Here is a 12,941-nt window from a genome sequence, read left to right as displayed (position 1 = left end):
ATGGCGTTCCAGACGGGCTCGAGCGCCAGGGGGCGACGCGCCGCGGGGCGCGCCGGCCGGGCGCGCCGTCGGGGGACGCCTCCTCACCGCGATCCCGCGCGGAGACCGCGCGCGAGCCGCGCCGGTCCCCGAGCGCTGCCGCAACCGTCCGTGGCGTGCAACAGTCTGGCGAGGTGTCCAACATGATTCCTTTCTCCGTTCTCGACCTAGCTCCGATTGTCCAGGGCGGAGACGCCGCGCAGGCGCTCCGCAACGCGCTCGATCTCGCGCGCCACGCCGAGCGGCTCGGCTATCACCGCTACTGGCTGGCCGAGCACCACAACATGGGCGGCGTCGCCAGCGCCGCGACGTCGATCGTGATCGCGCACGTGGCCGCCGGCACCTCGACGATCCGCGTCGGCGCGGGCGGGATCATGCTGCCGAACCACGCGCCGCTCGTGATCGCCGAGCAGTTCGGCACGCTGGCGTCGCTCTTTCCGGGGCGCATCGATCTGGGCCTCGGTCGCGCGCCTGGCTCCGACCCGATCACCGCCCGCGCGCTCCGGCGCAACCTGGCCGGCGACGCGGACGGCTTCCCCCAGGACGTCCTGGAGCTGATGGGCTACTTCCGCCCGGCGGAGCCTGGCCAGCTCGTGCAGGCCGTGCCCGGCGCCGGGCTCCGCGTGCCGATCTGGATCCTCGGCTCCAGCCTCTTCGGCGCGCAGCTCGCCGCGGCGCTCGGCCTCCCCTACGCCTTCGCCTCGCACTTCTCGCCGGGCCAGATGGCGCAGGCGATCGCGCTGTACCGAAGGGAGTTCCGCCCCTCGGATCAGCTCGCAGAGCCCCGCGTCATGCTGGGGATCAACGTGGTCGCCGCCGGCACCGACGAGGAGGCGCGCCGGCTGTGGACCTCGCTCCAGCAGGCCTTCGTCAACCTGCGCCGCGGCCGGCCGGGGCCCTTTCCGCCGCCCGTCGACGACTTCGAGCGCGACCTGAGTCCCCTCGACCGCGCCGGCCTGGAGCAGGCGCTGGCCTGCTCGGTCGCCGGCTCGCCCGAGACCGTGCGGCGGTGGCTGGACGGCTTCATCACCCGCACCCGCGCAGACGAGATCATCGTGAGCTCGCCGATCTTCGATCACGCCGCGCGCGTGCGCTCGCTCGAGCTCACGGCCGCGGCGCGAGACGAGCTCACCCGCCCCGGCTGAAGCGCCTTGCCGAAGGCGCCTCGGCGCGCAGCCCGGCTCGTTCACGGGGCGGTGCTCGACCACCTCCGGCCAAGCCCACCGGGCTCCCGCGACGGTGCTCGAGCACGCTCACGCTCGGACCGGACCGAGGCGGGCGTACGCGTCGTCGGTGCGGCAGTTGCGCAGGTGGTCCCAAGTGCGAAACCGGCAAATCGCGCCGCGGACCGGCGCGATCGTGGAGGGCACGTGAGGCCGACCGACGTCTGAGCGCCGAGGCCGATCACGTGGACCACGCGCGCACCCACGCTGCTCACCGTAAGACCTCCTTTGCATGCAGGACCTGACCCGCCCCCGCGCTATACCCTGCGTCCGACATGCACCGAGCCGCTTGCTTCCTCCTCGCGTTCACCACCCGCCTGTTCGCCGCGTCGAGCCTAATCGCGTGCGACCTATCGTCGCCGGTGCCGCCGAACGCATCCACCACCGGCCCACCGCCGTCTGGGACGTCTCCGCTTTCCTCGTCCAGCGTCACTCCAACCGCATCCGGTGGCGCCGCGACATCTGCCGGCGTTCTCGCTCCGCCGTCCGCTGTCGCGCCGATCCCCGCGATGACGGGTGGGCGTCCAAAGGTCGATGCAGCCACGCCGTTCGACGTTGATGACTGGCTCACGGCCCGCGGCGTGCGGTGGCGGCCCGACGCTGCCTGCTGGTCGACGCTCGCCGTCAGCCCACCTCAGCCGGTCAACGACTGCAGTTGCAGCGGGACGCTCGTTCTGCCCGATGCCGAGTTGCTTGTCTGCTGGCGCGGGCGCGAGCAGAAGGCCGCGCTCGTCCCCTTTGTCGCACACACGGTGCTCTACGTCGCGGAGGGCAGCGCCCTCCGGCCAGTACTCGACGTGCCCTCCTCGGCGGCACTTGATGATTGCGCTCCCCAGAACCCGGCCATCTGCAGGGTCGCGATCGTGCCGCGGGTCGAGGAGGGCGTGCTCCGGTTCTCGGACTCGGCCGCCGCTGCCGCCGGCTCGTCCTGCGATGATGCCCTCAACGCCGTCGACGCGGCCCACCGCGGCGCCGCGCCTGAAAGCCGTGCGGCATGGCAATCGGCGCGCGACGTGTACCGGCGCGTCTGCAGCGGCCGCGGTCGTTATACCTGGCAAGGCCGTGCCCTCCGGCGCGCCCCCTGAGAGGCGCATTCAGCGCACTCAAGGGACCATGAACAGCGATTCCTTGAGGAACCGTAGCAGGAACGTCAGCGCGAACGGTCCGGGCAGGGCTATGTAGCCGCCGAAAATCGCAAATTGATGCCGTGTATCGGGATGGCTTCGCAGGTCCTCCCGCTCCTTGAGGACGTGATCCCAGAGCGGGTTGACCCTGGGCGCATACCCCTCGTTGCTCTCGGGGATCGCTGTCACGTGCGTGAGCGGCCCCGTCACCCCGTTCGTAGTTTGAATCGTTCGGTAGATGGCTTGGTGCTTCGCGACGTTGTACGCGCCACCCACCATCCGGAGCCGTGCTTCGGGACGACTATTGTACCATTGCACGATCATTCCGGCGCTCGTGTCCGTGCCGACGCAATCGAAGGCGTACACCTCATCGACCCGACCAATGTTAGAGGTCAGCGCGGGCCACAGGCTACCGCCACCCCGGCTGAAGCCGGAGATACCGAGACGGCCGAGTCGAACATTGGCTGTCCCCCGGAAGATGTGCTGATCGGCCCAGAGCAGGCGAAGCGCGCCGGAGCAGAGAGCTGGCAGCTCGCTGCCCGCTGCGCCGCCGAAAGCCGTGCCGCTCGGCCACGGGTGAAGCATCACCACAGCGCGCTGGCTCCGTGCGAGCGCATCCTCGAACCCGCAGCGGATGAGGTTGTATCCGTCGCCGGCGATGTAGTCGCGTTCCCACGACTGGGCCGTTGCATCGTCCGCCTCCTTGGGTTTAAGGAGATACCGGGCCAGTGCGGCCATCTGGTGTGGCTGGTTCACCTGGGTATAGATATAGTTTTCCGGGCGGAAGAATACAAGACACGAGGCGAAGCCGTTGGTGCAATGAAGGCAGGCGTCCGGGATGCTCGCGAACCAGATGATCGGTGTCGCGCCCGTCGCGCCGAGCACCAGGAGCCTGGTACCCGGCTTATGCTCGGTCTCGTAATAGCTCCAGACCGCCGCGTAGACTTTCCAGAACGGCGTGATGCCGACGAACTCCGTGCGAAGCTTGATGGAGACAGCGGCATGAAGATTAGCCGCTCCGACCATGTGAACGAGCGGATGCGGGCCTGCGTACGCCGGTTGATTCACCGGCCGTAGCCGCGTTCCGCCGTCGACTACATCGAACTCCTGCTGGGCTCGGAGCACGACATGGGTCATCGCTCCGACGTCGATCAGCACATCCGGGTTCTTGGCCGTACCCTTGACCGGGCCGAACGCAACCGAAAAACTCGCCTTCAGCGAGAGCTTCGCCGCACCGTCCGGGATCTCGTACTCCCGCCGCCCCGGCGCAGTCTGCTTCGGCGTGAGCGGTGTGCCTCCGGCTTCCAATCTCACGTCAGCGAGATTGTCCGGGAGAAGCGGGCTGTTTGCGTTTGGCCAGGTGACCGCGATGTGCAGGGTCATCCCTCCTCCGACGCCGAGTAGGGCGGATCGACCTGCCCCTCGAAGGCCAGGTGGGTCAAGTGAGCTCGAAAAATGAGCTCTTCGAGGATGGGCGCTGGTGCCTGCGCTGGGGGCGGCGAGGGCTCGATGGGCAGGCTCTCCAGGAGGGAGATGACCGTGTCGAAGTCCTTGTCAAACAGCGCTTCATGAATCCAGTCCACGGCGATGCTGAGCCATTCCGGCGCCGTCAGGTCGCCGGCGGGCTGTGGGGGCGCATCGATTGAGGCAGCGCGCAACCAGGGGGGAAGGGCATCATCAGGCATGACGAAGCGGTCGCCCGGATAGATGATGTCGGGGGCTCGACCCTCGTACGATGCTCGATTCCGTGCCCAGATTTCACCCCAGCGATCCACGGCGCCAAGATGGCGCGCGGCGATGAGACTCAGTGTATCTCCCGGCTGGACGATATAGATATTGGGTGGTTCCCAGCGCTCCGCTTCGCCTGGTAGAGGATCGTTCTTCGGGGGCAGGAACTCGGGTAGGGAGAACGGTTGGCCAAGGACTTGAACCTTTCGCTCCGCCGAATCGGCATGCAGGCTCAGCACCGTCTCGGTGCCCCCATGGAAGGTCCAGGGGCCTGCCGCATCGGCAAGTGATAGCCTTTCCCAACCTGCGACAAGCGCAAACACGTCGGTTCGTGTCACCAGCATGAGGTGCTGTCGCTCGCCGCTGGGCACCGTGATCGGATCAAGCGCTCGCGCGAGCGTGCGAATGTGCCACGCGTCCCCGTCGGGTGGTGGAGCCGTGCGGCGTGGCTTGCGCTCGCGCTCCTTCAAGCTCTCCCGCAGCTCGGCCAAGCCGACCACGGACGCGTTACCGATGCCAGGCGGTAGGTCATCGACGCGGGCGACGCCGCCAGCATCGGTCGTCCTCGTGAACGTGCCGGCCGGCGTGCGCATGGAGAAGCGCACGCCCGCAATGGGAGCATCGAGTTCATCGAGCAGGGTGATCTCGTAGAACGAAAGCGTGGCCGGCGCCTCCAGAGGCGGCTGTCGCGGCTCCGGTGTTTTCGCACCCACGCCTCGCGGCACGAACGATGCCGGCGTGCGAGCCTCGCGAAAGGCGACGAGCTCTCCCCTCTGCAGGGCTTGCCGCAGGCGAACGCCGATCAGCTCGCGAGCCACTCTCTGGTCATAGGCGTGCAAGCTCGACAAGCTGCTGAGCGTGAGCTCGCAGAACATGTCCTGCAGGACGCGAACATTGTCGTCCCGCCAGTCATCGACGGCTAACGAAGCGAACACGGCAGGAATAGGCTCGAGGTGGGCCCCAGCCGGCTCGGCCGGTGCATCACGCGCTCGCAGCACATAGGTCCTCTCACCGCCGAAGCCGTAGAGCCTCCACGCTCTAAATAACCAGTAATCCCTCACCTCGAGGAGGCACTACCACTAGGGTGTAGGAAGCGCAAGCGCGTAGTCAAATCAAGCCGGATCCATATCCACCGCGACAGTCCCGTCCGCAAAGGCGCGCTTGAGCGAGAGCCGCAGCAGGCCGTCCTGCTGCGGCTCGACGCGCTCCTTTGCGATCGTGGGTCACAGCACGTAACGCAGCAGCGCCTCGCTCGCCGCGGCATGGTGCGCACCGGCGCGCGTCGCTGCGTGTCGACCCGCCGCGATGACCCCTGGTCGAGCTTCCGTGACGAGGCGGTCGCCCCCTCTCGGCGCCGCCGGAGCTTCGTTCTCCGTCTGCTCCGGCGCCTTGGTGGACTCGCGCTCCGGCGCTCTCTCGTCCGCCTTTGCGTCGTCACACGCCTTCTTCTCCGCGCGCCGCGTGCCGCTCGCGGGCGGCTTCGGCCGCGTGCCGCTCGCGGGCGGCTTCGGCGTCACGAGGGCGCGCTCGGTCGTGATCGCGCACGTGACCGACGGCACCTCGACGATCCGCGTCGGCGCCTGCGGGCTCCGGGATCATGCTCCCGAACCACGCGCCGCTCGTGATCGCCGAGCAGTTCGGCACGCTGGCGTCGCTCTTTCCGGGGCGCATCGATCTGGGCCTCGGGCGCGCTCCGGGCTCCGACCCGCTCACCGCCCGCGCGCTCAGGCGCAACCTGGCCGGCGACGCCGACGGCTTCCCCCAGGACGTCCTGGAGCTGATGGGCTACTTCCGCCCGGCGGAGCCTGACCAGCCGGTTCAGGCCGTGCCCGGCGCCGGGCTCCGCGTGCCGATCTGGATCCTCGGCTCCAGCCTCTTCGGCGCGCAGCTCGCCGCGGCGCTCAGCCTCCCCTACGCCTTCGCCTCGCACTTCTCGCCGGGCCAGATGGCGCAGGCGATCGCGCTGTACCGAAGGGAGTTCCGCCCCTCGGATCAGCTCGCAGAGCCCCGCGTCATGCTGGGGATCAACGTGGTCGCCGCCGGCACCGACGAGGAGGCGCGCCGGCTGTGGACCTCGCTCCAGCAGGCCTTCGTCAACCTGCGCCGCGGCCGGCCGGGGCCCTTTCCGCCGCCCGTCGACGACTTCGAGCGCGACCTGAGTCCCCTCGACCGCGCCGGCCTGGAGCAGGCGCTGGCCTGCTCGGTCGCCGGCTCGCCCGAGACCGTGCGGCGGTGGCTGGACGGCTTCATCACCCGCACCCGCGCAGACGAGATCATCGTGAGCTCGCCGATCTTCGATCACGCCGCGCGCGTGCGCTCGCTCGAGCTCACGGCCGCGGCGCGAGACGAGCTCACCCGCGCCGGGTGAAGCGCCAGGCCGGTGGCTCAGGCCTGTGCGAGGCGCCAGAAACGGCCACAGCCAAGGCAGAATTTTTCTCCCCGACCACAAAGACGCGTCGCCTCCGGCCAGCCCGAGCCGCCGCCGCACTTTCCGAGCGCCCCCGGGCCCCGTCGCCCCGAAGTTCAGCAATTTCGGTCAGGCACGGCGTGTAACGGCTCGTTACCTTGCCTCTCGCCGAGGAGGACACCGCGTTGACCGAAGCCGCCGAGAACGCGTATATCGCCAGATTCCGCAGGGTGCTCGAGCACATCGACGCGCACTTGGACGAGGACCTGACGCTCGAGCGGCTGAGCGGCATCGCCGCGTTCTCGAAGTACCATTTTCACCGGCAGTTCTCCGAGCTGTTCGGAATGGGGGTTCACGAGTACGTGAAGCTCCTCCGCCTGCGGAGCGCGTCCTACCGGCTCGCGCTCCCGGACCGGGAGCACGCCCGGATCATCGATATCGCGATGGCGAGCGGCTACGAGAGCCCCGAGGCCTTCTCGCGCGCCTTCAAGAGAGCGTTCGGCCAGTCCCCCTCCGAGTTCCGGGAGCAGCCCCGGTGGGATCCTTGGCACGCGACCCATGAGCGCCTGAGAGAGACAAGGGCCCTCCCCATGAAGGCCGCTCACCGCGCCGAGGACGTGGCGATCGTGCGGTTCAACGAGACGCGCGTCGCGGCCTTCGAGCACCGCGGCGACCCGAAGCGGATCCTGGAATCGGTGCGCCGGTTCATCACGTGGCGCAAGGAGAACAAGCTCCCGCCGAGGGTCAGCGCGACCTTCAACATCCTGTACGACGACCCGGCCGAGTCCCCGCCGGAGGCCTACCGCGCGGACCTCTGCGCGGGCATCCACCGCCCCATTGCAGAGAACCCGCACGGCGTCGTCGAGAAGGCGATCCCCGGCGGCCGCTGCGCCGTCCTCCGGCACGTCGGATGCGACGACACGCTCTACGTGGCGGTGAGGTACCTCTATGCGACCTGGCTCCCCATGAGCGGAGAGGAGCTGCGGGACTTCCCGCTCTTCCTGCAGCGGGTGCGCTTCTTCCCGGAGGTGCCCGATCACGAGGCCGTCACGGACGTCTTCCTCCCGCTCCAGTGAGCTTCCCGTGAACAGACAGGCATCGTCCCTGGTCTTCCCATCCCCCCGACACCGTCCGGAGAAACGAGCATGAATCGATTCGTGGGCTGCCGCAGCCTGACCGTTCGAGACCCGATGAACGACCTCTCGTTCCCGGTCCTCGTGATGTACCCGACGCACGTCCCTGCCGAGGCCGTCGCCATGGGGCCTTACTCGATCGAGGTGGCCTGGAATGCGCCCGTGCACGGCGGCCCTCTCCCCTTCGTGCTCATCTCGCACGGCGGCGGCGGGACGCCGCTCGGGTATCGGACGCTCGCGTCCCACCTCGCACAGAGCGGCTATGTCGTCGCGATGCCCGAGCACCCCGGGGACAACCGCAACGATCGGTCCCTGACCGAGGCGATCGAGAACCTGGAGCGTCGACCCCGGCACGCCCGGCTGGCGGTGGACGCTGTCTGCTCCGACGCGGAGCTGGGGCCTCGCCTGCAGCGCGACGACATCGCCGTCATCGGGCACTCGATGGGCGGCTACACAGCGCTCGCCCTCGCGGGCGGGCAGCCCTGGACGGGGCCGGGGCAGAGGGTCGCGGTCACGAAGGACCCGCGCGTCAAGGCGCTGGTCTTGATGGCCCCCGCGGCGTGCTGGTTCGTGCCCAACGACGCCTTGAAGGACGTCGAGGCGCCCATCCTCCTGCTCGTGGCGGAGCACGACCGCATCGCGCCGAGATGGCAAGGGCAGCTCGTCCTCGACCTCGTCCCCGACCCGAGCCGGGTCACGTTCAAGGTCGTCGAGAACGCGAACCACTACTCGTTCCTGAGCCCGTTTCCTCCCCAGATGCGGCGCCCGGACTTCCTACCGGCGCTCGATCGCGCCGGGTTCGATCGCCAGGCGTTCCACCGTCGGCTCGAGCGCGACGTGCGCGCGTTCCTCGACGCGGCGCTGCGGCAGAGCCCTCCGTCGCCGCCACGTCGACAGCCCGTCCCGGAGGAGGCAGGCGACGCGCCGGCGGCCGTGGAGCCACCTCACCCCGGATCGAGCCGGTAGATGCGCCCCGTGTTGAACATCACCACATAGATCTCCCCGGCCGCGTCCTCGCCGAACGAGGATGGGAGTCCATTCGGGTTCAACGCCGAGGTCAGCTCGACGGGATCGGTCGCGGCCTTGCCGTCCCACACGAAGGAGAAGAAGCGGCCCGTCACGTAGTCGCCATAGAGGTAGCGGCCGCGCAGGCACGGGATCTTCGCCCCGCGGTAGACATAGCCGCCGATGATGGAGCCCGCCTCGCTCCTCGGGTGCTCGACCGCGGGCGGGAGGCCGCGCGGCTTGCACGTCGCGCCGGGAGGGTAGCAATGGGTGCCCTCCATCGCTTCCCAGCCGTAATCGTTCCTGCCCTGGCCAGGGCGCTCCACCAGGATCTCCTCCCAGCTCTTCTGGCCGACATCGCCGATGTACATATCCCCGGTGAGCCGGTCGAAGCTGAACCGCCACGGGTTCCTGAGCCCGTAGTCCCAGATCATCGGGTCACCGCTCGTCATGTTGCCCGCCGGCGCCTTGCCCGGCTGATCGACGTCGATGCGGAGGATCTTGCCGAGCTTCGAGGTGAGATCGGCCGCGGGGCTCGGAGATCGCGCGGAGTCGCCGATCGCGGCGTAGAGATAGCCGTCCTTGCCGAAGGCGAGCATCCCGCCGACGTGGTTCCAGGCGCCGTGCTTCACGTCGACCAGCGACCTGACCGGCTCGGGATGGGCGGAGTCGCCGCCCTGCGCCGCGCGCTTCCACTCCTCGATCACCACGTTGCCGCGCGGGGCCGACGAATAGTGGAGCCAGAAGCGCCCGTTCTTCGCGTAGTCCGGGTGGAACGCGAGCCCGAGCAGGCCGCCCTCCGCGTTCGGCGCCGGAAAGAACACGCGCGATCGCACGTCGAGGAACGGCGCCTGCTGGACGGCGCCGTCCTTGATGAGCCGGATGACCCCCGTCTTTTCGAGCACGAGGAGGCGCGACGGATCGCCGGGCGGACCGGCCACATACGTCGGCTGGTCGAGCATGCTCGCCACCATGGTGAGCTTCAGCGACGGGACGCCTCCGCACTTCGCCGGGCGGGCGAGCTCCGCGGCGCTCGCGGGCGCCCCCTGCGCCGCGGGCGCGCCTTGCGTCGCGGGCGCCCCCTGCGCGGCCGGCGTGTTTTGCGCGGCGATCGCCGCGCCAGGCGCCCCCGTGCCCCCCTGAGCCGCCTGGACGGGGTTCCCCGCCGCCGCGGCCTGGCCGGGCGGGCCGCCCTCTCGAGGCTCTTCGGGAGGCCCCGCGACCTGCACGCGCCTGTCGCAGGCGGCTACACTGCCTGCGAGCAGGAGGCACCAGGCGGTCCGATGGCACGCTCTCGTCACATAGGCAGCGCGCCCCATAACGCGCCGGTGGCTCGGTCTCTCGGGCAAGCGGGCACCTCCCTCTCCACCTTCATCACGAGAGGCCGCGCCTGGCAAGCCGTGCTCGCGTCGCTGCTGCTGGCCGGCTGCGGCGGCTGCGGCGCGCAGGAGGCACCCCGGCCCGAGCCTCTCCCCACCCGGCCGGACGGGAGCGGCCCGGCGGGCGCGGCCACCGCGCGCGCAGCCGGCACAGGCGATCGCCCCGGCCAAGGCGCGGTCCAGGCGCCCGGAGGCCTGCCGCCGTGCAAGGACGGCGACACCGATCCTCACGATCTCCACTGCACCGGGCTTTACAGCGACCCCGGCGCGCGCACGATCGCGCCGGGCGTCCGCGAGTTCAAGCCGGCCTTCGAGCTCTGGAGCGACGGCGCCGAGAAGACGCGTTGGATCTACCTCCCTCTGGGCGCGACCATCGATGTCTCCCGGATGAACGACTGGACCTTTCCTGTCGGCACCAGGCTGTGGAAGGAGTTCCGTCTGCCCGTCTCCGGCGCGAGCCGCCGTATCGAGACGAGGTTCCTGTGGAAGACCGCGGAGGATCGCTGGACGCGCGCCACCTACGTCTGGTCGGAGGACGGAGCGAGCGCGACGCAGGTGAAGGCCGGTGTCCCCCACGTCCCCGGCGCCCCCGACTATGCGATCCCGGCGCAGGTCGACTGCCTCCGTTGCCACGCTGGCAAGACCGACAACCCCCTTGGGTTCGAGGCGATCCAGCTCGCCGCGCGGGGCGCCGGCGGCCTGACGTATGCCGAGCTCGTCGAGCGCGGCCTCCTGTCGACGACCTCCGGCGTCCCGCTCCCCGACGCGGCCGCGCTCGAGGTGCCCGGGACCGCGACGGAGCGGCGCGCCCTCGGCCTGCTGCACGTCAACTGCGGCGTCTCGTGCCACCACCCGCTCGGCGTCGCGACGCATTTCGAGATGCGCCTCAACATCGACGCCGCCGGCCGGGTGGGCGACGTGCGCGGCACGCGCGTCTACCAGACGGCGATCAACCAGCCAGCGAAGCTCCGCCCGCCCGGGGCGCCGCCGGGAGCCCGCTATGACCGGCTGAGGCCCCTCGATCCGGATCACAGCGCCGTGCTCCGCGCCATGTCCCGGCGCGACGCGCCCGGCGCGCCGCCCGAGCAGATGCCGCCGCTCGCGACCCGGCGCGTCGACGAGGAGGCCGTCGCCGCGGTCCGCGCCTGGATCGAGGCGATGACCCCCGCCGCCGGCTACCCGCGCCCCTCCCCGTGATCGCCCGCCGGGGTTGCCCGGCGCGTCGCGAACACGCCGCCTCGTGGCAGCACCGCATGCCGCCGTCCGAGGCGCCGAGAGGAAGGGAGCACCGGAAACGCGCGAAGGGAGCCCGCGGGAAACGCCATCGCGCGCGCGCCGGCCCGTGGTGATCGCGGCGTTCGAGCTTCATGCTCCCGGCGGGTCGCAGCGCCATGCGGCCTCGACCGACCTCGCGCTCGCCGCGCCCACGGCGCCGGCGGATGCCCGCCCTTGCCCGACGAGCGCCCACGACCACGACCGGGGGGAACACGTCACGTGAAGCAGCCGAAAGAGATCAAGACCGCGGAGGGCAAGCTCGGGGTCCTGCTGCCGGGGCTGGGCGCCGTCTCCACGACCACCATCGCGGGCGCCCTGCTCGCGCGGCGCGGGCTCGCGGCGCCCATCGGGTCGCTCACGCAGCTGGGCACGATCCGGCTCGGCCGGCGCACCGACGACCGCGCGCCCAGGATCAAGGATTTCCTGCCGCTCGCGGCGCTCGATCAGCTGGTGTTCGGCGCGTGGGACATCTTCCCCGACAACGCCTACGAGTCGGCGCGGCACGCGGACGTGCTCGATCACCGCCACCTCGACGCCGTCCGCGAGGAGCTGGAGCGCATCCGCCCCATGCCCGCGGTGTTCTACCCGCAGTACGTGAGGCGCCTGCACGGCAACCACGTGAAGAAGGGCGCGAGCAAGGCCGCGATGGTCGAGCAGGTCCGGGAGGATATCCGCGACTTCCTGCGCGAGAGCGGCGCTGCGCGCGCCGTCGCCGTCTGGTGCGGATCGACCGAGGTCTATATCGCGCCCGCGGAGGTCCACTCCTCCGTCGCGCGCTTCGAGGCGGGCCTCGCCGAGGACCACCCGGCGATCTCGAGCTCCCAGATCTATGCGTGGGCCTGCCTGAAGGAGCGCGTCCCGTTCGCGAACGGCGCGCCGAACCTGACGGTCGATTTCCCGGCCGCGTGGGAGCTCGCGAGGAAGCAGGAGGTCCCCATCGCCGGCAAGGATTTCAAGACCGGCCAGACCCTGATGAAGACGGTGATCGCCCCGGGGCTCAAGGCGAGGATGCTCGGCGTCGCAGGGTGGTTCTCGACCAACATCCTCGGCAACCGCGACGGCGAGGTGCTCGACGACCCGGACTCCTTCCGATCGAAGGAGGTCTCGAAGCTCGGCGTGCTCGAGCACATCCTCCAGCCGCACGTCCACGGAGAGCTCTATGGCAAGCTCTTCCACAAGGTGCGGATCGAGTACTACCCACCTCGGGGCGACGCCAAGGAGGGGTGGGACAACATCGATCTCGTCGGCTGGCTGGGCTACCCGATGCAGGTGAAGATCAACTTCCTCTGCCGCGACTCGATCCTCGCCGCGCCCCTCGTGCTCGACCTGGCGCTCCTCCTCGATCTCGCGCAGCGCGCCGGGCTGCGGGGCACGCAGGAGTGGCTGAGCTTCTACTTCAAGAGCCCGATGACCGCGCCGGCCCTGTACCCGGAGCACGATCTCTTCATCCAGTCGATGAAGCTCAAGAACACGATGCGATGGCTCATGGGGGAGGACCTCATCACCCACCTGGGCAACGAGTACTACGACTGATCGCCAGGCGGCTCGGCGTCGACGGCGGCGCTCACGGCCTCGCCGCCCTGCTCACGGCCTCGCTGCCCTGGGAGAAGAGCTCGGTCCCCCCGCCC

Annotated in this window: 10 protein-coding genes and 1 pseudogene; 7 read left to right on the top strand and 4 right to left on the bottom strand. The window is 70.0% G+C overall.

Annotated features, from left to right (window positions below; all coding sequences use genetic code 11):
- The first annotated feature begins 182 nt into the window (after positions 1-182).
- Complete coding sequence (locus WMF29_RS09685; protein WP_437328556.1) at positions 183-1,184, top strand: LLM class flavin-dependent oxidoreductase; 1,002 nt, start codon at positions 183-185, stop codon at positions 1,182-1,184.
- A gap of 587 nt (positions 1,185-1,771) precedes the next feature.
- A complete protein-coding gene (locus tag WMF29_RS09680; protein WP_437298848.1) occupies positions 1,772-2,347 on the top strand; it encodes a hypothetical protein in 576 nt (191 codons plus the stop codon).
- 18 nt (positions 2,348-2,365) lie between these two features.
- Here WMF29_RS09680 and WMF29_RS09675 read toward each other — a convergent pair whose 3' ends face one another.
- The 3 genes from WMF29_RS09675 to WMF29_RS09665 form a co-directional block, all read right to left on the bottom strand.
- Positions 2,366-3,769: a hypothetical protein gene (locus WMF29_RS09675; protein ID WP_437328555.1), complete on the bottom strand. Its 1,404-nt coding sequence runs from the start codon at positions 3,767-3,769 to the stop codon at positions 2,366-2,368.
- Entirely contained in the window at positions 3,766-5,175 is a 1,410-nt protein-coding gene (locus WMF29_RS09670) for a LysM peptidoglycan-binding domain-containing protein (protein ID WP_437328554.1), read from the bottom strand. The genes WMF29_RS09675 and WMF29_RS09670 overlap by 4 nt, the downstream gene beginning before the upstream one ends.
- A 162-nt stretch (positions 5,176-5,337) precedes the next feature.
- On the bottom strand, positions 5,338-5,673 hold the full coding sequence (locus tag WMF29_RS09665; RefSeq protein ID WP_437331266.1) for a hypothetical protein: 336 nt from the start codon (positions 5,671-5,673) through the stop codon (positions 5,338-5,340).
- On the opposite strand from WMF29_RS09665, the pseudogene WMF29_RS09660 reads away from it, so the two are divergent.
- From WMF29_RS09660 to WMF29_RS09650, 3 genes and pseudogenes are all read left to right on the top strand, one after another.
- A pseudogene (locus WMF29_RS09660) lies at positions 5,636-6,482 on the top strand (LLM class flavin-dependent oxidoreductase); the annotation flags it as partial. The gene WMF29_RS09665 and the pseudogene WMF29_RS09660 overlap by 38 nt on opposite strands.
- Before the next feature lie 224 nt (positions 6,483-6,706).
- On the top strand, positions 6,707-7,597 hold the full coding sequence (locus WMF29_RS09655) for an AraC family transcriptional regulator (protein WP_437328553.1): 891 nt from the start codon (positions 6,707-6,709) through the stop codon (positions 7,595-7,597).
- Between the two features lie 69 nt (positions 7,598-7,666).
- A complete protein-coding gene (locus WMF29_RS09650; protein WP_437328552.1) occupies positions 7,667-8,620 on the top strand; it encodes an alpha/beta hydrolase family protein in 954 nt (317 codons plus the stop codon).
- On the opposite strand, the gene WMF29_RS09645 is transcribed toward WMF29_RS09650, so the two are convergent.
- Positions 8,599-10,008 (bottom strand): PQQ-dependent sugar dehydrogenase, encoded by a 1,410-nt coding sequence (locus WMF29_RS09645; protein WP_437328551.1) that lies wholly within the window; start codon positions 10,006-10,008, stop codon positions 8,599-8,601. The two genes, WMF29_RS09650 and WMF29_RS09645, sit on opposite strands and share 22 nt — an antisense overlap.
- Between WMF29_RS09645 and WMF29_RS09640 the strand changes: the two genes are divergently transcribed.
- Both WMF29_RS09640 and WMF29_RS09635 read left to right on the top strand, forming a co-directional pair.
- Positions 9,988-11,235 (top strand): hypothetical protein, encoded by a 1,248-nt coding sequence (locus WMF29_RS09640; RefSeq protein ID WP_437328550.1) that lies wholly within the window; start codon positions 9,988-9,990, stop codon positions 11,233-11,235. The genes WMF29_RS09645 and WMF29_RS09640 overlap by 21 nt on opposite strands.
- Positions 11,236-11,532: 297 nt before the next feature.
- Positions 11,533-12,846, top strand: a complete 1,314-nt coding sequence (locus tag WMF29_RS09635; RefSeq protein WP_437328549.1) for an inositol-3-phosphate synthase — start codon at positions 11,533-11,535, stop codon at positions 12,844-12,846.
- Positions 12,847-12,941: the final 95 nt, after the last annotated feature.

Source organism: Sorangium sp. So ce381 (assembly GCF_051473845.1).
Classification (GTDB): domain Bacteria; phylum Myxococcota_A; class Polyangia; order Polyangiales; family Polyangiaceae; genus Sorangium; species Sorangium atrum.
The sequence above is the reverse complement of the archived record's forward strand: the minus strand, read 5'-3'. Positions and strand labels throughout refer to the sequence as shown.